Annotated in this window: 14 protein-coding genes and 3 pseudogenes; 4 read left to right on the top strand and 13 right to left on the bottom strand. The window is 71.0% G+C overall.

All coding sequences use genetic code 11. The annotated features are described in order from the left end of the window. Nucleotides 1-133: 133 nt before the first annotated feature. From OG867_RS28655 to OG867_RS28700, 10 genes and pseudogenes are all read right to left on the bottom strand, one after another. On the bottom strand, nucleotides 134-2263 hold the full coding sequence (locus OG867_RS28655; RefSeq protein ID WP_328899059.1) for a glycoside hydrolase family 6 protein: 2130 nt from the start codon (nucleotides 2261-2263) through the stop codon (nucleotides 134-136). A 140-nt stretch (nucleotides 2264-2403) separates the two neighbouring features. Then, nucleotides 2404-2868: pseudogene (locus OG867_RS28660) on the bottom strand (cellulose binding domain-containing protein); the annotation flags it as partial. 105 nt (nucleotides 2869-2973) lie between these two features. Then, a pseudogene (locus tag OG867_RS28665) lies at nucleotides 2974-3618 on the bottom strand (GH12 family glycosyl hydrolase domain-containing protein); the annotation flags it as partial. A 62-nt stretch (nucleotides 3619-3680) separates the two neighbouring features. Further along, on the bottom strand, nucleotides 3681-6443 hold the full coding sequence (locus OG867_RS28670) for a glycoside hydrolase family 48 protein (RefSeq protein WP_406291204.1): 2763 nt from the start codon (nucleotides 6441-6443) through the stop codon (nucleotides 3681-3683). Between the two features lie 191 nt (nucleotides 6444-6634). After that, a complete protein-coding gene (locus OG867_RS28675; protein WP_406289699.1) occupies nucleotides 6635-8182 on the bottom strand; it encodes an endo-1,4-beta-xylanase in 1548 nt (515 codons plus the stop codon). A gap of 793 nt (nucleotides 8183-8975) precedes the next feature. After that, entirely contained in the window at nucleotides 8976-9134 is a 159-nt protein-coding gene (locus OG867_RS28680) for a hypothetical protein (RefSeq protein ID WP_198957105.1), read from the bottom strand. A 66-nt stretch (nucleotides 9135-9200) separates the two neighbouring features. Continuing rightward, on the bottom strand, nucleotides 9201-10151 hold the full coding sequence (locus OG867_RS28685; protein WP_328899057.1) for a cytochrome c oxidase assembly protein: 951 nt from the start codon (nucleotides 10149-10151) through the stop codon (nucleotides 9201-9203). 117 nt (nucleotides 10152-10268) lie between these two features. After that, the gene (locus OG867_RS28690) at nucleotides 10269-11294 is read right to left on the bottom strand and encodes a 6-phosphofructokinase (RefSeq protein ID WP_328899056.1); all 1026 of its coding nucleotides are present in this window, start codon (nucleotides 11292-11294) and stop codon (nucleotides 10269-10271) included. Between the two features lie 167 nt (nucleotides 11295-11461). Then, complete coding sequence (locus OG867_RS28695) at nucleotides 11462-12190, bottom strand: type 1 glutamine amidotransferase (RefSeq protein WP_073865163.1); 729 nt, start codon at nucleotides 12188-12190, stop codon at nucleotides 11462-11464. Nucleotides 12191-12224: 34 nt separating this feature from the next. Then, nucleotides 12225-13463, bottom strand: coding sequence for a MurT ligase domain-containing protein (locus tag OG867_RS28700; protein ID WP_018105235.1), 1239 nt, complete (start codon nucleotides 13461-13463; stop codon nucleotides 12225-12227). Nucleotides 13464-13851: 388 nt separating this feature from the next. On the opposite strand from OG867_RS28700, the pseudogene OG867_RS28705 reads away from it, so the two are divergent. Then, a pseudogene (locus OG867_RS28705) lies at nucleotides 13852-15017 on the top strand (alanine--tRNA ligase-related protein). A gap of 47 nt (nucleotides 15018-15064) precedes the next feature. Here the strand turns inward: OG867_RS28705 and OG867_RS28710 are convergent. Then, nucleotides 15065-16258, bottom strand: coding sequence for a right-handed parallel beta-helix repeat-containing protein (locus OG867_RS28710; protein WP_406289703.1), 1194 nt, complete (start codon nucleotides 16256-16258; stop codon nucleotides 15065-15067). A 156-nt stretch (nucleotides 16259-16414) separates the two neighbouring features. Continuing rightward, nucleotides 16415-17092, bottom strand: a complete 678-nt coding sequence (locus OG867_RS28715) for a 2-phosphosulfolactate phosphatase (protein ID WP_406289706.1) — start codon at nucleotides 17090-17092, stop codon at nucleotides 16415-16417. 166 nt (nucleotides 17093-17258) lie between these two features. Here OG867_RS28715 and def point away from each other — a divergent pair, with 166 nt between their 5' ends. After that, nucleotides 17259-17804, top strand: a complete 546-nt coding sequence (def, locus tag OG867_RS28720; protein ID WP_406289708.1) for a peptide deformylase — start codon at nucleotides 17259-17261, stop codon at nucleotides 17802-17804. A 15-nt stretch (nucleotides 17805-17819) separates the two neighbouring features. Here the strand turns inward: def and OG867_RS28725 are convergent, their stop codons facing one another. Further along, a complete protein-coding gene (locus OG867_RS28725; protein ID WP_406289711.1) occupies nucleotides 17820-18470 on the bottom strand; it encodes a TetR family transcriptional regulator in 651 nt (216 codons plus the stop codon). 171 nt (nucleotides 18471-18641) lie between these two features. Between OG867_RS28725 and OG867_RS28730 the strand changes: the two genes are divergently transcribed. Together OG867_RS28730 and OG867_RS28735 are read left to right on the top strand one after the other, a co-directional pair. Continuing rightward, nucleotides 18642-19868: an acyl-CoA dehydrogenase family protein gene (locus tag OG867_RS28730; protein ID WP_406289713.1), complete on the top strand. Its 1227-nt coding sequence runs from the start codon at nucleotides 18642-18644 to the stop codon at nucleotides 19866-19868. Between the two features lie 141 nt (nucleotides 19869-20009). Beyond that, nucleotides 20010-20408 (top strand): hypothetical protein, encoded by a 399-nt coding sequence (locus tag OG867_RS28735; RefSeq protein ID WP_328899049.1) that lies wholly within the window; start codon nucleotides 20010-20012, stop codon nucleotides 20406-20408.

The raw sequence follows: 20408 nt of genomic DNA on the forward strand, positions 1-20408 counted from the left end.
CGGCCGGAGACCATAACAAAAACCCGTCGCTCACTTGTACGTAAAGATGTCCGGCCCCGCGCACGTAAAGAAGTCCGGCCCCGCCACACAGGTGGCGGGGCCGGACGGAGTCACCGGGTCATCCGGTCACTGATCAGGGCGCGGTGCCCCAGGAGAGCGCACCGGCCGTGTACACGCCGACCTTCGAAGCGTCGGCGAACGAGGTGCCCGTGCCGTGGCTGTAGTCGTCCGCCTCGTTGAAGTTGGACCAGTCACTCTTGTTCAGCCGCAGCTGCATCTCACCGGTGGAGGCGCCGGCCGCGAGGGTGCCGCTGCCGAAGGAGACCTCCAGGTAGTGGCTGGCCCCGGCCGTCGAACCGCCCGACTTCACCGCCAGGCTCAGCTTCCCGCAGCCCAGGACCGCGTAGTCGCACGCGGTGCCGAAGGTGGAGGCGCCGGACTCGGGGGTGAACCAGTAGCGCAGCTTCACCGTGGACAGGTCCACCGCCGTGCTGCCGGTGTTGACCACCTGGAGACCGAACCGGATCTGGTTGTCGGTCGCGGAGGAGTCGTTGTTCTTGTACTGGACCTTCAGCGCGCCCGTTCCGGTGCCACCCCCGGCGGAGGTGGTGACGGAGAGGGCCGAGGAGGCCGCCGAGACGTTACCGGCCGCGTCCTTCGCCTTCACGGTGTAGCTGTAGGCGGTCGAGGCCGACAGACCCGTGTCGGTGTACGAGGTGGTGGTGGACGAACCCACCTTGGTGCCGCCCCGGTACACGTCGTAGCCGGTCACGGCCTTGTTGTCGCTCGACGCGGTCCAGGACAGCGAGACGCTGCTGCTGGTCTTCGCCGTGGAGGTCAGACCCGTCGGAGCGGTCGGCGCCTGGGTGTCGTCGTCGCCACCGCCGGGGTTCTCGCCGCTGCCGTCGATCGGCGGGTAGGCGTTGCGTACCAGCTCCTGGAACTGCGCGGAGAACCAGTGACCCGCGAGCGGGGAGTTCGGCAGCGCGCCCGTCATGCTGTTGCCGTTGCGCCCGTTGCCCTCGTAGGTCGGGTCGCACATCCGGTCGAAGCCCTTGCCCTCGTCGTTGTCCTCGGGCTGGCTGTTACCGTCCGACTCCCCCGGGGGCTTCGCCCACACGTAGGCGTCGATCCCGGCCTCGGGGGCGGTGGTGGGACGCTCACCGATACCGGCACCGGTCTGGTTGCACCAGTTGCCGGCGTGGATGCGCCGGTCGACGCGGCCACCGTTGACGTAGGCGTCCACGCTGGTCAGCGGGCCCGCCGAGGTGGGCCGGTCGGCGCCGCCCCAGCCGTTGCGGGCGGTGTCGATCAGCATGCCGATGTTGGAGTTGAAGCCCTGGCCCACCAGCTGGGTGCGCAGCGCCTGGGCGAACGACAGCTCATCGACGTAGTAGTTCCAGTCGACCCACTTGGACTGGCGCACGGTGGTGCCGTTGACCGAGTCGGTGACCTTGAAGTTCGGCTCCTTGAGGGCCGAGTAGTTGGCCGTGTTCACAATGAAGCCGGCGACGTCGTCCACGGTCGCGCCCTCGGAGGTCGCGGCCTTCTTGAACTCCACGCCCGCCGGGACCATGTTGCTGTCCCAGCCCAGCCAGCCGTGGTGAGCGGCGTCGACGTAGTTGTAGACGTTGGGGATGGCGCCCAGCGTGTGCAGGGCGTACCCGATGCCCTTCTCGTAGTTGCCGTTCGCCTTCATCGTCGCGCAGGCGTCGGTCGAACCGGCCGTGCCGCCCGCGTTGGTGACGATGTTGGGCAGCGAGTCCGGCTCGATGAGGGTGACGATCCGCATGTTCGCGTACGCCGGGTCGGCGAGGATCTCGGAGATCGGGTCGATGTATTCGTCCTTGTACCGGTCGAGCTCCGTGGGGCCGAGCTCACCGTTGGACGCCAGCGCCGCACAGTCGCGCCCCGGCAGGTCGTAGATGACCACCTGGAAGAGGTTCGCGCCCTGGTCGAGGGCGGTGTCCAGGTGCTCACGCAGGCTCATCGCCCCGGGGGTGCCGCCGATGGCCGCGATGCGGTCCATCCAGACGAAGGCCGGGGTGTCGGCGATGGCCGCGCCGCCCGGCTCGGCCGCCGCCTTGGCGGACCAGTCCGGGTTCACATATGCCGTGGCGCCCACGTAGGGGTTGTCGACCCGGGCCGCCGCCGCGTCGGCGGTGGTGGGGATCGCCACCGCCAGCGCCGCGCCCATGGCCAGGGCGGAGGCTGCGGCCAGCCTCCGGCGCAGACCTTGCTTGATGGTGCCTCTGGTACTCATTGCGGCTCCGTGCTCCTCTCGTACGCCTGCGGAAACTCCCCGCAGACGGGTTCATGGGGGTGCTGCCCGATGGCGGGTTCAGCGGGGTGAGTGTGTGACCCGCCATCGGGAGTGGTGGGGTGACCGGCGGTTTCAGCCGGTCAGGGGGCGGTGCCCGAGGACAGGGCGCCGTTGACGTACACCCCGACCTTCGAGGCGTCGGTGAAGGCCGGGTCGGCGGACCGGCTGTAGTCGTCGGACTCGTTGAACGCCGACCAGTCGGACTTGTTCAACCGGAGCTGGATCTCTCCGGTGGAGGCCCCCGGGGCGAGGCTGCCCCCGGTGAAGCCGACCTCCAGGTAGTGGCTCGCACCGGCGGCGGTACCGCCCTGCTTCACCGTGTGCGTCACGTTTCCGCAGCCGACGACCGCGTAGTCGCACGCGGTGCCGAAGCCGGCGGCGCCGGACTCGGGGGTGAACCAGTAGCGCAGCCTCACGGTGGACAGGTCCACGGCCGTGCTGCCGGTGTTGACCAGTTGGAGGCCGGGCCGGATCTGGTTGTCGGTCGCGGAGGAGTCGTTGTTCTTGTACTGCGCCTTGAGGGCGCCGGTCGTGCCGCCCCCGCCCGGATCACCGTCGTCGCCGCCGTCGTCGGGGCCGGCGCTCGCCTCGAAGGAGAACTCCTTCATGCCGAGCCCCTGACCGCCCTGCCAGATCTCGAACCCGGCCTCGGCGTCGATCAGGTAGTGCGCCGGATCGATCTGACCCCGGCCGACCCCGTCGTCGATCAGGCTCTTCACGTCGAAGCCGGTCAGCGCGGTCGCGCCGCCCTGGAGGACGTACGAGATCACCTTCCAGCCCGACGCGCCGGGACCGGTCCACACGTCCCAGGTCCGGCCGTCGAGCTGGACCGTCGCCGTGCGGGAGCCGATGGGCTGGACGCCGCCCCGGTGGTTCATCCAGATCATCAGCTCGGTGCCGTCCGGCTGGTCGTCGGTGACCGGCGCCGAGTTGAACCAGACGTCCATCGAGACGTTGTACGCGCCGGAGCCGGTCTGGGTGGTCGACCAGTCGGTGCGTACGCTGCCCAGCTCGTCCACGCGGAGCGGCAGCCCGCTGTCCGTCGTGCACGCCCCCCAGTGACAGCCCTTGTAACTGGAGGGGTACGTCGCCGGGGCGCCGTTCGTCGGCAGGTTGAACGAGGCCGTGGTGACGGACCAGGCACCGGTGTCCGGGTCGACGCCGACGCACTGCTCGCTGGCGGAGTTCCACTCGTTCTGCTGGTAGAGGTACTCCCCGCCGCGCAGTTCGGTGGTGCCCCAGGGCGTGCAGTCGGTGACCGGTGACGCCGAGGCCGAGGACGCGCCGGTCAGCATCGACGCGGCGGCCAGGACCAGGGCGGCGGCCGCCCCGGCCAGCGCCGCCGGCGGTCGGCCTGTCACGGCTCGACCCCCCAGGCGAGGGCACCGGCGACATACGCGCCGACCTTCGAGGAGTCCGCGTACGCGGTGTTGGTGGCCCGGCTGTAGTCGTCCGACTCGTTGAAGTTCGACCAGTCGCTCTTGTTGAGCCGCAGCTGGATCTCACCGGTCGAGGCGCCCGCGGCCAGCGTGCCGGCGCCGCCGGTGAACCCGATCTCCAGGTAGCGGTCGGCCCCGGTCTTCGGGCTGGAGACGGCGACCACCGTGTGCGTGATGGTGGACGAGCCGAGCGCCGCGTAGTCGCAGTAGGTGCCGAAGGTGCTCGGGCCGCCGTCCGCGGTGAACCAGTACCGGACCTTCACCGTCGACAGGTCGACGGGCGCGCCGCCCGTGTTCACCACCTGGAGGCCCATCCGGATCTGGTTGTCCGTCGCGGCGGAGTCGGTGCTCTTGTACTGCACCTTCACCGCGCCGGTCCCGGTCGAGCCGCCGGTCTTCGTCTTGGCGAGGACCGCGTCCGACAGCGCCGAGGTGTTGCCGCCCGCGTCCCGCGCCGCCACCGCGTAGGTGTACTCGGTGTTGGCGGCGAGTCCGGAGTCGGTGAACGTCAGCCCCGTCGCGTTGCCCGCCAGCACACCGTTGCGGTACACGTCGTAGCCGGTCACCGCGGTGTTGTCGGTGGACGCGGACCAGGCGAGCGAGACGCTGTCCTTGGTGGTCGCGCTCACCGTGAGGCCGCCCGGCGCGGTCGGCGCCTCGGTGTCGCCGCCCGGCTCACCGCCACCGCCCTCCACCAGCAGCTCCGCGTAGATCGCGAAGGCCAGGGCGAGCGCGGCCTGCGCCCAGAAGCGGTGGTACGTGAAGACGGGCGCGTCCCCGCCGTCCAGGTACGCCTGCACCTTCGGCCAGTCCGGGTCGTCCTTGTACCAGCTGCGGATGCCGATGAAGGTCGAACCGGGCCGGACCGGGTCGCCGTTGGGCATGGTGCCCGACCAGCCGGACGGGATGTACACCTCGTCGTCGAACCGGTTGTAGTCCAGCCGGGTCTCCGGCACCGAGATGCCCTTGTCCGTGGTGTTCAGCGCCATCGCGTCCAGCAGGGCCTTGGCGAGCGCCGCCGCGTCCTCGTCGCCCGACTTGGCGGCGTAGTAGGTGAGCGTCTTGACGTACGCGGCGCCCACGCCGACGTCGTTGGCGTAGTCCACCACGGACACGTGCAGACCGGCGTTGCCACCGGGCGAGGCGGCGTTCCAGGTGTCGGGCTCCCCGGTCCAGTTGAGGGTCGAGGGGAAGCGGAAGCTGCCGTCGGAGCCGATGGTGGTCTCGCTCGACGCCCAGGCGACCCACTTCGAGAGCACGGCCTCGGCGGTCGCGTTGCCGGTCACGTAGTAATAGGCGGCGACGCGCTCCATGCCCCACGCCTGGAAGCCGAACCAGTTGTTGCTCGCCGGGTCGTGGTACACCGGCTGCCAGTCGTACGCCATCCCGTAGAAGGTGGGCGTGCCGGCCGGGGGCGCGCTGTAGCTGCCCTCCCAGCTGTTGGTGCAGCCGCCGGCGAGGGCGCCCTCGCTGGACTGGAGCCAGGTCAGGAACTCCAGCTGCCGGGTCAGGCTCTTGGACCAGTCCGACCTGGCCGTCGCGGACTTGGGGGTGAGCGACGGCACGTTGGACAGGGCCCAGGCGGCGAGCGGGTTCTGGTAGCCCTGGTGGGAGGCGCCGTCACCGATGCGCCAGGCCCAGCCGCCGCCGCTGCCCGCGGCGGCCCCGCCCCAGGCGTAGTACCAGGAGAGCAGGTAGTGCTGGGAGTCGCGGCCGGAGGCGGCCGGGCAGGAGTTGGGGTCGGTGCAGGAGCCGACGCGCTTGAAGTACTTGTCGAACATGGCGTAGCGGAGGTAGTCGCCCATCTTGGCGGCCTTCGCCACCGAGGCCGCGACCTGGCTCTCCTTGCCCTGGTCGGAGGCCCAGCGGTACGCCCAGTAGGCCGCCTGCACCGCACGGGCGTCGGCGTCCGGCGCGTTGGTGTACTTCCACTGCTTGGCGTAGCTGGAGTCCCCGACGAACAGGTCGAGATACCCGTTGGGACCGCCGTACTTGAAGAGGTCGGTGGTCGGCTGCGGGACCGTCTCCCACACCGACTCCTGCGCACCGCGCTGGTAGGTGTTGATGAAGGAGGCGCCGGCGCCCGGCCCGGACTCGCCGCCGGTGCCCGGCTTGTTGCCGTAGCCGTAGACATTGTCCAGGTCCATCAGCCAGTGCATGCCGTAGACGTCCATCGTCCCGTAGGACGAGGCGAGTTCGGCCGACAGCGGGTCGGTGCCCACCGGCACCGTGCCGTCCAGCGCGGAGGGGTAGCCGCTCGGCAGCGGGTGCTCGGGGGCGTAGGTCGCGGGCGCCGAGGGGTTGTACGAGTCGCTGGTGGACTGGTCGGCGTGCTGCGGGATGATGGTCTTCTCCGCCACCGCCCAGGCCGCGTTGAACGGCGCCCAGTCACCGGTCACCCTGCCGTACGCCGCCTCCAGCCACATCCAGAAGCTGACGGCCTCCGACGTCGTCTGGTGGCCGTGGTCCGGCGCCTCGACCATCAGGGTCTCGACCGAGTGGTACGGGAGACCGTCGGGGCTGAAGTAGCCGTTCGCGGCGTCCTTGAGCTTGCCGTACTGGGTGAGGAACGCCTGCGTGTACGGGTCGTCGCCGGCGGCGGCCGCACGGGCTCCGGTACCGGCCTGCGCCGAGGCGGGCCGGGCGATCGCGGTGCCCTGGGCCAGACCGGCGGCCAGCACGCTGCCGCCGAGGGCGCTGCTGAACGTTCTACGTGATATCGACACAAATCCTCCAGTGGCGGGTGTCGTCGAGGGGGAGGGGAGGAGGGGAAGCGGTGGGGACGGGTGCGGCGGATGCGCGGGTGGGGATACGGGTGGGGATGCGCGAGGGTGTACGCGAGGGGAGCGGGGCCCTGAGCGGGGCCCCGGGATCAGGGCTCGATGCCCCAGACGAGTGCGCCGCCGGCGTAGACGGTGACCTTGGAGGCGTCCGCGTACGAGGCGCCGGTGCCGTGGCTGTAGTCGTCCGACTCGTCGAAGTTCGACCAGTCCGTCTTGCTGAGGCGCAGTTGCATCTCGCCGGTCGATGCGCCCGGGGCGAGGGTGCCGCCCGCGAAGCCGACTTCGAGGTAGTGGTCGGCACCGGCCTTCGGGGTGCTCGCGGCCGCCACCCGGTGCGTGATGGTGGAGCAGCCGATCGGGGACCAGTCGCACCAACTTCCGTACGTGGTGGCGCCGTTGTCGCCGGAGAACCAGTAGCGGACGGTCACCGCGGGGAGGCTGACCGGGGCGCTGCCGGTGTTCACGAGTTGGAGGCCGGGCTTGATCTGGTTGTCGCCGGCCGAGGTGTCGTTGGCGCGGTACAGGGCCTTCAGCGCGCCGGGCGTACCGCCGTCGCCGCCGCCGTCACCCCCGTCGTCCTCGTCGCCCAGGGCGGTGCGCACGGCGGCGTAGGCGGGCTTGGGGGCCAGGTTGTCGTCGTACAGGTTGGCGGCGCCCTCGCCCGGGAAGGTGCTCGGCACCCAGGAGTACTTGTCCGTGTAGTCCCAGACCGTGATGCCGACGCAGCGCTCCACGGCGAGGCAGGCGTCGACCACCTGCGCGTAGTAGGAGGACTGGGTGGCGAGCTTGGTGGCATCCGCCGGAAGTTGCATGCGCACGTCAAGTTCGGTGACGGCGACGTCCAGGCCCAGATCGGCGAACCGCTGCATGTTCGCCTGCATCTGGTACGGGAAGCCGTACTGGATGGCCAGGTGTGCCTGCATCCCGACCCCGTCGAGCGGCACGCCCTCGGCGAGGAGGTCGCTCACCAGGTCGTACATCGCGTCGCTCTTCGCGCCCTTGCCCTCGACGTTGTAGTCGTTGATGTAGAGCTTGGCGTCCGGGTCGGCGGCGTGCGCCGCGCGCAGGGCCTCGGCGATGTAGTCCTTGCCCATCGCGTTGTAGAACGGGCTGGTCCGGAAGGTCCCGTCCTCGTTGAACGGCTCGTTCACCACGTCCCACGCGGCCACCTCGCCGCGGTAGTGGGTGGCCTCCGCGGTGATGTGGCCGGTCATGGCCGTCTCCACCTCGGCGGCGGGCAGTGAGCCCACCCAGCCGGGCAGCTGGCTGTGCCAGACCAGGGTGTGGCCGCGCACGGTCTGGCCGTGCTCCTGGGCGAAGGCGGTGATCACATCGCCCTTGGCGAAGTTGAACTGGCCGCGGGTGGGCTCGGTGGTGTCCCACTTCATGGAGTTGCCGGGGGTGACCTGCCCGAACTCGGAGCCCAGTTTCGCCGCGTAGGCCGCGTCGGGGAGCTCGGGGTTGTCGGTGGCGGAGCCGAAGTACTTGCCCTGGGCCGCGGCGAGGTCGTGCAGTGTGTCCTGCGGTGCGGCCGACGCCGGCCCGCCCGCCAGGCCGGTGGCCAGGGCGAGTGCGCCGACCACGAGGGCCGGGAGCCCCGGGGAGCGGCGGGGCCTACAACGCTTCACCAAGCTCATGACGAACGCCTTCCTCTGCCGGGGAGCGCGGACGTCACGGGGAGCGCGGCTGCGCCCCGTAACTCCTTTGCGGATCAACGGCGTTGGGGGAGAAGGGGAGGGGGTGGAGTGTGCAAGTCTTGATTGTGGGAGCGCTCCCAAGGTGGCGTGGCGACAGGCACCTGTCAAGAGTTAAAGCGCAACTGGCTTACGACCGTGTGAACGGGACCACACGTCGAACGGATCGGCCGCGCAGCGGAGTTGACGACCGGGTAACCACGGGTGACCGGGCCCGGGGAGACACCTCCCCGCGCCCGCGGAGACGTTCGCAATCGCACGCGCGGGGTCGCGTGCGCGGCCGGGTGCCTCGCCGTGGCGGGCGCCCGGGCGGTCACCCGGGGTGAGGCGCGCCTCCGGCGCGGTGGCGGGCTCCACGGCACATCGGTCGGAGGCGAATCGCCAGGGCAGCGGCGTGCCAGGCACGACTGAGCGGCGCCTCCGGGAGGGGTGCGCCCCTCCGCGACAACGTGTGTCGAAACCGACGGGGAGTGACGGGAGGTACGGGAGCGACGGCAGCCCCCGGGGCGTTTGCGAAGTTCGCATCACCGCCACCGGTCCGGCAGGCGTACGCCGCAGCGGCGGGGTGCCCCCGGTGGCGCCGGGCCGACCGCGCGGCCCGGATGGAACCGGTTGCGGCCGGTCACCGTATGCACCGGTTCACCTTTGCGTAACGCAGCCGGAACGACCGCCCGAACGACCGCCCGCCGGGCCGGACCGCGTGTGGGAGCGCTCCATCCGGAGGGCCACCGCTCGCTCACGTCTCCCGTGTAGCCGCCATCCCGATCGTGATCAGGCCCAGGATCACCCAGCCGAACCAGAGCCAGCCGTTGCTTCCCAGGGCCACCGTGTAGGCGGTCACCGCCACCAAGGTGCCGGCGGTGAGCATTCCCATCGTCTTCGTGGATCCGGACATGCGCGCACCCTCCTCGTCGGCCGCGCGGCCGTTAAGGCCATCGTCACCCGAAAGGGGGGTTTGCCGCTACTGTCCGCGCGCCTGCAACGACGCGAGATACGCGTTGTACGCCAGGAGCTCCTGGTCCCCGTCGCGGTCCGCGGCCCGGTCCGAGCGCTTCGCCGTCCGCTGTTCCGAGCGGTACCACTGGAACACCAGGGCCACCAGGACCACCACCGAGGGGATCTCGCTGAACGCCCACGCGATGCCGCCCGCCGCGCTCTGGTCGGCGAGCGCGTCGATGCCGAGCGAGGACGACGGGTTCTTGTACACCTCCACCATCGGCGTGGAGGCCATCATGAGGGCGATCCCGAAGAACGCGTGGAACGGCATCCCGGCGAACAGTTCCAGCATCCGCATCACATAGCCGGGGCGGTGCGGCCCCGGGTCGATGCCCATGATCGGCCAGAAGAAGAACAGGCCGACCGCCAGGAAGTGCACCATCATCGCGAGGTGCCCGGCCGTGGAGCCCATCAGATAATCGAAGAGCGGTGTGAAGTACAGGCCGTACAGGCTGGCGATGAACAGCGGGATCGTGAACGCCGGATGCGTGACGATCTTCATGTACCGGCTGTGCAGGAGCATCAGCAGCAGCTCGCGCGGCCCCTTCGTGCCCCGTGGCGCGACCGGCAGCGCGCGCAGCGCGAGCGTCACCGGCGCGCCGAGGAGCAGCAGGATCGGCGACAGCATGCTGATCACCATGTGCTGCACCATGTGCACGCTGAACATGACCATGCCGTAGTCGTTGAGCCGGGTGCACATCACCAGCGCGATCGTCAGCACACCGATCACGAACACGACCGTGCGCCCCACCGGCCACGCGTCCCCGCGCCGCCGCAGCCGCAGCACCCCGTACCCGTACAGCAGCACCGCCAGGACGCAGCCGGTCAGGAAGAACGGGTCCGCGGAGAAGTGGAGCCCGCGTCCCAGCGTGAACGGCGGCAGGTCCATGTTCATGCCGTGCCCGCTGTGATCCATCTGTTCACTCCCGAGGGGAACGCCGGGACGTCCCTGTTTCGTGCTGGTTGTCCCGACCAGACTAGAACCGCCCCCGGCCGATCATGCGGCCGGGGGCGGTCTCGTGTCGGGTGTCGCTCAGAGCACGCACTCCGCCTCGGCGTAGCGGGCGGCCGGAACCGTCTTCAGGGTCTCCACCGCGTGCGCGAGAGGCACCAGCGTGATGTCCGTGCCGCGCAGCGCCGTCATCATGCCGAACTCGCCCCGGTGCGCCGCCTCCACCGCGTGCCAGCCGAACCGGGTCGCGAGGACGCGGTCGTACGCGGTCGGCGTGCCGCCGCGCTGGACGTGGCCCAGGATCACCGGGCGGGCCTCCTTGCCGAGGCGCTGCTCCAGCTCGACGGAGAGCTGGGTCGCCACGCCCGTGAAGCGCTCGTGGCCGTAGACGTCCCTGGCGCCCGCCTGGAAGTCCATGGAGCCCTCGCGCGGCTTCGCGCCCTCCGCGACGACGACGATCGCGAACTTCTTGCCGGCCGAGAAGCGCCGGCCCACGACCTCGGTGAGCTCATCGATGTCGAACGGGCGCTCCGGGACGACGATGGCGTGCGCGCCGGCCGCCATGCCGGAGTGCAGGGCGATCCAGCCGGTGTGGCGGCCCATGACCTCGACGATCATGACGCGCTGGTGCGACTCGGCGGTGGTCTTCAGCCGGTCCAGCGCCTCGGTGGCCACACCGACGGCGGTGTCGAAGCCGAAGGTGACGTCGGTCGACGCGATGTCGTTGTCGATGGTCTTCGGCACACCGACGATCGGCAGCCCCGCCTCGGACAGCAGGTTCGCCGCCTTCAGGGTGCCCTCGCCGCCGATCGGGATGATCGCGTCGAGCCCGAGGTCCTTGACGTGGCCCCGGGCCGTCTCGACGCCCCCGCGCAGATGCGCCGGCTGGACCCGGGAGGAGCCGAGGATCGTGCCGCCACGGGCGAGGATGCCGCCCACGGCGTCCAGGTCGAGCTTGCGGTAGTCGCACTCCAGGAGGCCCCGCCACCCGTCGTGGAAGCCGATGACCTCGTCGCCGTGGTCGACCACAGCGCGGTGGACGACGGACCGGATGACGGCATTGAGGCCGGGGCAGTCGCCGCCGGAGGTGAGCACACCAATTCGCATTGCCCGGGAAACCTTTGCAACGTGGGCCGACGACCGGACCACGTCGTCCGGTTGGATCCCCGCCACCCTACCGGCGCAGGGTGGCGGGACCGAACCGGGCGTCCGCCTGCTGGACGCCGCTCATCCGAGCCACGCGCCACTCATCGGACAACCAGTGAAACGCCTGGTCAGGCGGGCTGGGTGGCAGCCGCGACGCGCTCCGCGCGCAGCGCCTCGTACCACCGGTCGTCGGTCGGCGGGAGCGCGTTCACATCGAGGGCCAGCTTCAGCAGCAGGTCCGCGATCATGGGGTTCCGCGCCATCACCGGACCGTGCATGTACGTGCCGAAGACGGTGTCGTTGTACGCCCCCTCGGTGCCGTCCCCCGTGCCGTTGCCCCGCCCGAACCGCACCCGGGCGAACGGCCGCGCCGTCGGCCCGAGATGCGTGACGCCCTGGTGGTTCTCGAACCCGGTCAGCGGCGGAAGGCCCAGCTGCGGGTCGATGTCCGCCAGCACGTCGCCGACGCACCGCGCGCCCTCGCCGCGCGTCGACACCACGTCCAGCAGACCGAGACCCTGCTCGCGCTCACCGAGGTCGTTGATGAACTCGTGGCCGAGGATCTGGTAGCCGGCGCAGACCGAGAAGATGATCGCGCCGTTGGACGCGGCCCGGCTCAGCCCGCCGTCGCGGCGCAGCCGCTCCGCCGCGAGCCGCTGCGGCCGGTCCTCGCCGCCGCCGATCAGATAGATGTCGCCCGACGTGGGCACCGGCTGGTCGCTGCGCACGTCGACGCGCGCCACGTCCAGGCCGCGCTGGCGGGCCCGGCGCTCGACCACGAGGGCGTTGCCCTGGTCGCCGTAGGTGCTCAGCAGGTCCGGGTACACCCACACCAGCCGCAGGCTGTTGTTGCTCATGCTTCGTCCTCTCCGGAGGGGCCCGGGGCCGGGGTCAGTTGCCGACACGGCGGCGCAGGTCCTGGAAGGCGGTGTAGTTGGCGATGACCTCGATGCGCCCGGGCGGAGCCTGCTGCACGGCCTCGTCCAGGTTCTCGCAGACCCGGAAGTCGAGCCCGGCCACTTCGAGGCGGACCGCGAGGTCCAGCTTGCGGTCGCCGAGCACGAAGATCGGGTGGCCCGCGAGCTGGGTGTAGTCGACGTCCCACAGCCACGAGGTGTCCGTGCCGTCCGCGCCGCGCGCGTTCACGGAGAGGATCACCGGGGTCGGCGGCGGGTCGATCAGCGAGAACGTCTCCAGCCAGCCCGCCGGGTTCTTCGCCAGCAGGAGCCGCAGCTCACGGCCGAGGAAGTTCACCACGTCATAGCGGCCGGCGACGGCCTGCACCTGGTACATGCGCTCCAGGGCCACCTGCGGCGGCACCCCGAAGACGGCGGCGACGGCCGCCGAGCTCGTGGCGTTGGCCTTGTTGGCGCGGCCGGGGAGCTGGAGGTGGATCGGCCACGCCGAACCGTGCGGGTCGAGCACGTAGTCGCCGTGCAGCACCCAGCTCGGCGGCGGACGCCGGAAACCGCACTCGCCGCAGAACCAGTCGTCGCCGGGGCGCTGCATGACTCCGCCGCAGGACGGGCAGGACCAGGCGTCGTCCTTCCACGCCTGGCCGGCCGCGACCCACACCACGTTGGGGGAGGAGGAGGCCGCCCAGACGATCAGCGGGTCGTCGGCGTTGGCGACGATCACGGCCTTGGAGCCGGAAAGACCCTCGCGCCACTTCTCGGCCAGCATCCGCGTCTCCGCGGCCCGGTCCAGCTGGTCGCGCGAGAGGTTGAGGAGCGCGATCACCTTGGGCGTCGTGTCGCGGGCCACCCCGGCGAGGTACTTCTCATCGACCTCGATCACGCCGTACTGCGCGTCGGACCCGCCGGCCAGCGCCGACGTGATGCCCGCGGGCATGTTGGCGCCGAGGGCGTTCGACACGACCGGGCCCGCGGCGCGCAGCGCCTCGGCGATCAGCCGCGTGGTGGTCGTCTTGCCGTTCGTCGCCGAGACGAGGATCACGTCCAGGTGCTGCGCCAGCCGCCCGAGCAGGTCGGGGTCGAGCTTGAGCGCCACCCGGCCGCCGATCACCGATCCGCTGCCCCGCCCGGCCGCCCGCGACACCGCCGCAGCGGCCTTGCCCGCCGTCACGGCCAGCTTGGCCCGCGGCGACAACGGCTCCGTGTTGCCTGCCATCGTCCTAGATCCTCCTTGCATCGGTCCGCCGCCCAGCCTATCGATGTCCGGCACGGTGACCGCACGGCGGCACCGTCCGGCACGTGGACTTCCCGTGGAATGGAGGACGCGTGAGCGGGCCGTCGCGTTCTCCATGAGTCCGCCGGCGACGGAATCCGGGTGCGCGGGCGGCCGGGGACGCGTTACCGTCGGCGTATGGACGTCAACGGCATCACCACCACCGCGACCGCGCGAGCGACCAGCTCGCCGGTTGCCGCCGTCTGACTTTCCCTTCCCCCGGCGACCGGAAACGGTCCGTCGGTGGTTGCCGTGGTGATTCCTCCCCGGCCGGGTGACCGAACGGTCCGTTCTCCGGCGCCTTCCCGCCACCCGCGAAGGAGCCGTCCCCATGGACACCGAACAGCTCGCCCGTACCTTCCTGGAGTACTTCGAGGAGCGCGGCCACCGCCGCATCACCGGCTCGACCCTGCTGCCGCCGCCCGGCGACCCCGTGCTCTTCACCACATCCGGGATGCACCCCCTCACCCCGTACCTGGAGGGCCGCCCGCATCCGCTGGGCAGCCGGCTGGTCAACCGGCAGCGCTGCCTGCGCACGACCGACCTGGACGAGGTGGGCGACGCCACCCACCTCACCGTCTTCGAGATGCTCGGCAGCTGGTCGCTGGGCGATTACGAGGGCCCGCGCAGCCTGGAATGGGGATACGGGCTGCTCACCGAGGGCCTGGGCATCGACCCCGGCCGGCTGCACGCCACGGTGTACGCCGGGGACGAGCACACCGAGCGCGACACCGCCTCGCTGCGGATGTGGCAGGAGCTCGGCGTGCCCGTGGAGCCGACCGTCGAGGACAACTGGTGGTCCAACGGGCCGACCGGGCCGTGCGGCCCCGACTCGGAGATCTTCCTGTGGAGCGGCGAGGGGCCGCCCGTGTCCACGCCCACCGGGGACGACCGCTGGGTGGAGGTGTGGAACCACGTCACGATGAGCCACCGCAGGCTCGACGACGGATCCCTGGTGCCGCTCCCGCAGCGCAATGTCGACACCGGGCTCGGTCTGGAACGGCTGGCCTCGCTGCTCCAGGGCAAAGCCTCGGTGTTCGAGTGCGATGTCTTCGATCCCTGGCGCCGGCTCGTACCGGTCCTCCGGCCGCTGGACGAGCCCTCGCTGCGGCTGGTCTGCGACACCTCCGCTCCGCCGTCGTCGTCATCGGCGACGGGGTGCGCCCGGCCGCCACCGGACGCGGTTACGTGCTGCGCCGCCTGCTGCGACGGGCCCTGACCGTGCTCCGGCGGGGCGACCCCTCGCGCACGCTCGGCGATCTGCCGCCCGAGCTGGTCCGGCACACCCTGGACCACTTCCGGCAGGACGTGGACCCCGGCGAGGTGCTGCGGGTGCTGGCCGACGAGGAGCGCCGGTTCGTCCGGCTCCTGGAACGCGGCAGGCAGGTGCTGGCCCGGCCCCGGTTCCGGGGGACGCTGACGGAGGAGGACCTTCACTATCTCCACGACACCCACGGACTGCCGCGCGACCTGGTGACGAGCCTGCGGGAGGAGTGAGACGGCAGCGGTGCCGGGGGCGGCCGCCCCCAGCACCGCCGGCCGGGTTACGGAGTGACCACGGTCCCGCCGAAGGAGACGACCAGGCGGCCGTCGGAGGCGAACGACCAGTCCAGGGCCCCGTCGTACGCGGAGCAACGGGAGCCGTTCGACCCGGTCCAGAACTGGTTGGAGCCGTCCGCGTCGCCGACGGTCTTGTCGTTGGAGCCGTCATCGCTGCGGCAGGAGGTGTTGTCCCGGAACACCGAAGTGCCCTTGTCGAAGGAGAAGTTGCGCTCCTCGTTGTCGATGCCCACGTTGTCGGACACGGTCATCGAGCCGGGGTTGCTGTTGTAGGTGAAGCCGTGGTGGCCGTTGTTGTAGGCGATGTTGCGCCGCACGATGTGATTGACCTTGATCCCGTCGCCGCCGAGCTTGAAGCCGTTGCGGTCGCCGTCCTCGTTCACGGTCCCGTCGGAGAGGGTGCCGTTGTCGTAACTGAGGGAGTCCTCGATGGTCACCGGGCCGATGGGGCCGGTCTCCGTCTTGGTGTAGAGGTCCCAGCCGTCATCGATGTTGTTGTGCGAGACGGTGTAGCGGAAGACGTTGCCCTGGCCCGCGGTGAGCTTGGCGGCGAACCCGTCCGCGTCCTCGCCGTCGGAGTCCGCGTTGTCATGGGACTCGGAGCTCAGGACGAGGTTGTTCGCGGGCCACTCCTCGTCGGGGGTGTCGGAGGAGATCCGGGAGATCTGGAGCCCCGAGTCGTGGTTGAAACGGGTCACGACGTGCTCGATGACGTTGTCACTGCCGCCGACGAAGATGCCGTTGTCGCCGGCGTGCTCGACCGTGAGGCCGTCGATGTGCCAGTAGTCGCCGTTCACCGCGAGCCCGCGGTTGGCGGGGTCCTCGCTCATCTCCGAGAAGTTCAGCACGGGTTGCTCGCCCGGGTAGGCGGCCATGGTGGTGCGGGCGCCCGAGGTGCCGTCGTTGCCCGGCGGGACGGTGACCGTCTGCCCGTAGCGGTACGTGCCGCCGCGCAGGTAGATCGTGCCGCCGGCGTTCACCCGGCTGATCGCCGAGGCGAGCGTGGTGGGGTCCGACTCGGTACCGGCGGCGTCGGCGGTACCGTCCGGAGCCACGTACAGCGCGGCGGCCGCGAGGGAAGCGTTTTCCTGGCCGGGGGCGGCCTGCGCGGTGGTGCCCAGGACGGCGAGCGAACCGGCCAGCAGGCCGGCACATGCGAGAACAGGCTTGAGCTGCATCTTCGACTCCAGGTGGGGGGAGTGAACCGGACGGACTCCCGCCCGGCATGGTGCAAGCGCTTTCCATCGACCGTAGAGTGATGCCATGGGCACGTCAATGGCCATGCATGTGTTCCGTGATCGGATATGTGAACGCTGGCGCATCTACGTGAAGGTCTACGTGAAGGTGCACGGGCGCAGCGTCATGAGGGAGCCCTCCGGTGTCGCCACCAAGGCGAAGGAGAACCGGTCGAGTTCGAGGCAGAGCGCCACGTCATCGGGGTGGGCCCCCGCGCGCACCCCCTGCGCCAGCTCGGCGGCGGCGCGCGACGCGCCGGCCCGGCGCAGATACGGCTCCGCGTCCGCCGCCTCGCCTGCCGCCCGGCGGGCGATGTACTGGGCGCACGCCAGGTCCTCGTCGGCGCGCCCGTCCTCACCGGTGACCACGAAGGTGACGTCGTCGCCACCGCGTTCCCGCAGCAGCCGCGCCGTCGCCTCCGCCACCACGAAGCCGGCGCACAGCACCAACGACGCGTCCTTCACCGCGAGGGCGCCGACCGTCCCCGCGGTGGTCTTCTGCACCACGGTCCGGCCACCCAGGTCCCGCGAGCGCAGCAGCCCCGGAGAGTTGACGGCATCGAACCCGGGCGCGGGCGCCCCGTCCTTGAGTGCCACCCAGTCCGGGTGGCGGCCCTTGAGCGCCAGCGCCTCGTCCGGTGAGCCGGCGAGCACGATCTTCTCCGCGCCCCGGGCGAAGGCCCAGGCCGCCACGGTGTAGGCGCGCATGACGTCGACGACGACCGCCACGGACGGGGTCGTGGACAGCTCGGCGATACCGAGGAAGCGGGTGTCCATCCGTCCATGATCGCCCATGGCCGGCCGCGTCCGCCCGGACAGTGGTGCGCGTCACGCCGACGGTCCGGGATGGCCGCCCGGGTGACCGCGCCAAGGGCGTTGACGCAGACCCGGGTGGGCCGTCCGGCGTCTCCGGCGCCACCTCGTGGAACGTACGATGACCGCCATGCGCAACCGCCCCATCCCCGGCAGCTCCGGAGTCGTCCGCACCATGAGCCTGCTCGGCGACCCCGTCCTGCACGCGCCGTGTGAACCGGTCACGGAGTTCGGCCCCTCGCTCGCCCGGCTGGTCGAGGACATGTTCGCCACGATGTACGAGGCGCAGGGCGTCGGGCTCGCGGCCAATCAGGTCGGTGTGCCGTCGCGGGTGTTCGTCTTCGACTGCCCCGACGACGAGGACGTGCGCCACCTCGGTCACGTGGTGAACCCGGTGCTCGTGGAGGCGGACGGGATCACGATGCGCGGCTCCGAGGGCTGCCTCTCGCTCCCCGGCCTGGAGGCGGGCACCCCGCGCTTCGATCACACGGTGGTCGAGGGCGTCACGATGACCGGTGAGCCGGTCCGGATCGACGGCACCGGATTCTTCGCCCGCTGCCTCCAGCACGAGTGCGACCACCTGGAGGGCCGGGTCTACACCGACCGGCTGACCGGTCTGCGCCGGGCCCGGGTGCTGCGTGCGGCCCGCCGGGCGCCGTGGGCGCGTAACGACTGACCGGCCGGCGGCCCGTCAGAAGCCGGGGCCGTCCGCGCGGTCGCCCGCCTCGGCCAGCCTGCCCCAGAGGAGGTCGGCGAGGCTGCGCACCAACTGCTCGCGCGAGCAAGGGCGTTCGCCCAGCCACCAGTCACCGGCCGCGTGCATCATGCCGACGATGCCGTGGCCCCAGATCCGGGCCATCGCCTCGCTGTCCGGGCCGAGGTCCACCCGCTCCGCGATCACCATGGCCAGTTCCTCGCCCAGGCGGCGCAGCAGCGGCGCGGAGTGCCGGCCCACGTCGAAGCCCTGCTCGGGGGAGGGGGCCGCGTCGTCGGAGGGGTGCATCAGGAAGCGGTACACCTGGGGGCGGGCCTCGATCGCCGCGAGGTAGGTGTCGAGCGTCGACTCGACCCGGGCGCGCCGCTCCGCCGGGGCGTCGAGCGCGGCGCGCAGGGCGCTCAGCAGCGCGTCGGTGTGCCGCTTGGCGAGGGCCCGGTAGAGCCCGCCCTTGTCGCCGAAGTGCCGGTAGAGGATCGGCTTCGTGATGCCCGCCTCCGCCGCGATGGCGTTCATCGAGGCGCCGGGGCCGTCCCTGAGCACCACGCGGTCGGCGGCGTCGAGCAGCTCTCGGCGGCGGCGCTCGGCCGTGGTCCGCTGGCGCTCGGCCTGTCGTGTGGTCTCCATGTCGTCTCTCCCACCCCTGACCGTGCCTGTCCGTCGTGCCTGCGCAACGTAACACCCTGTCCGGCGGGGTGCGGATGGCGTCTCATGTGGTTGACACAGGCTACTTGCCAGTAACAGACTGTTGTTACCGCAAGTAACGAGGCGTTTCGACGGCAGCACGTGGAGGGGAACATGGCCGAGTTCACGCTTGAGCTCAACGATGACCAGAAGCAGGTCCGTGACTGGCTCCACGGCTTCGCCAAGGACGTGATCCGTCCGGCCGCCTCGGAGTGGGACGAGCGTGAGGAGACGCCCTGGCCCGTCATCCAGGAGGCGGCCAAGGTCGGGATCTACTCCCTCGACTTCTACGCCCAGCAGTTCTTCGATCCTACGGGGCTCGGCATCCCGATGGCCATGGAGGAGCTGTTCTGGGGCGACGCCGGTATCGCCCTGTCGATCGTCGGTACGGGCCTGGCGGCCGTCGGCGTCCTCGCCAACGGCACCGAGGAGCAGATCGGCACCTGGATCCCGCAGATGTACGGGGACGCCGACGACGTGAAGGTCGCGGCCTTCTGCTCCTCCGAGCCCGACGCCGGTTCCGACGTCGCCTCGATGCGCACCCGCGCGGTCTACGACCAGGCCAAGGACGAGTGGGTGCTCAACGGCACCAAGACCTGGGCGACCAACGGCGGCATCGCCAATGTCCACGTGGTGGTCGCCGTGGTCGACCCCGAGCTCGGCTCCAAGGGCCACGCCTCCTTCATCGTGCCGCCGGACACCCCCGGCCTCTCCCAGGGCCAGAAGTTCAAGAAGCACGGCATCCGCGCCTCGCACACCGCCGAGGTCGTCCTGGAGGACGTGCGGGTCCCCGGGCACTGCCTGCTCGGTGGCAAGGAGAAGCTGGACCAGCGCCTCGCCCGCGCCCGCGAGCGCGCCGCCACCGGTGGCGAGCGCGTGAAGAACGCCGCGATGGCCACCTTCGAGGCGTCCCGCCCGGCCGTCGGAGCCATGGCGGTCGGCACCGCCCGGGCCGCGTACGAGGTGGCGCTCGACTACGCGAAGACGCGGACCCAGTTCGGCCGCCCGATCATCGACAACCAGGGCGTCGCCTTCCAGCTCGCCGACATGCGGACCCGGATCGACGCGGCCCGGCTGCTGGTCTGGCGCGCCTCCTGGATGGCCACCACCGGCAAGCCCTTCGAGTCGGCCGAGGGCTCCATGTCCAAGCTGTACGCGAGCGAGACGGCCAAGAAGGTCACCGCCCAGGCCGTCCAGATCCTCGGCGGCAACGGCTTCACGCGGGAGTACCCCGTGGAGCGCATGCACCGGGACGCCGCGATCTACACGATCTTCGAGGGCACCAGCGAGATCCAGCGCCTGGTCATCGCCCGCACCCTGTCGGGCATGCCCATCCGCTGACCGCGCCGCGACCCCGGCCCCCGCCCCCGGCACACGCCGGGGGCGGGGGCCGCAGTCGTGGGGCACTCGCGATGGTGTGCACCTGCCATGTACCTGTAGATTCCCGGTGGAGATCGTGACCGGGTGATGGAGGGAGCAGGCATGGCGAGATCCGGTGCGGGACGGATCGCGGTGACGGCGGCGGCGGCCTTCGGGCTCGTGGTCACCGTGCAGACGACGGCGCACGCCGAGCCCCGGTCGGTCGACGCGGTCTTCGGCGGTTACGGGGAGTGGAACGCGGACCCGTACGGCGCCGCCCCGGGCGACTCCATCCGCGCCTGCGACACCACCGCCGACGGCTGGAGCATCGAGGTGAAGCTCGACATCGGCCGGGACGGCACCTGGGACCGCACCGCCACCACCCGCGGCCACACCTCCCCGTACTGCACGTCGTGGAAGACCGGCAACATCAAGGAGGGCACCCCCGTCCTCATCCAGGTGGCGAACGTGGGCGGCGATGCCACGTACCCCAAGGGCTCCGTGCTGCTCAGCCGCGCCTAG

It is taken from the genome of Streptomyces sp. NBC_00209, from assembly GCF_045206345.1.
GTDB lineage: Bacteria > Actinomycetota > Actinomycetes > Streptomycetales > Streptomycetaceae > Streptomyces.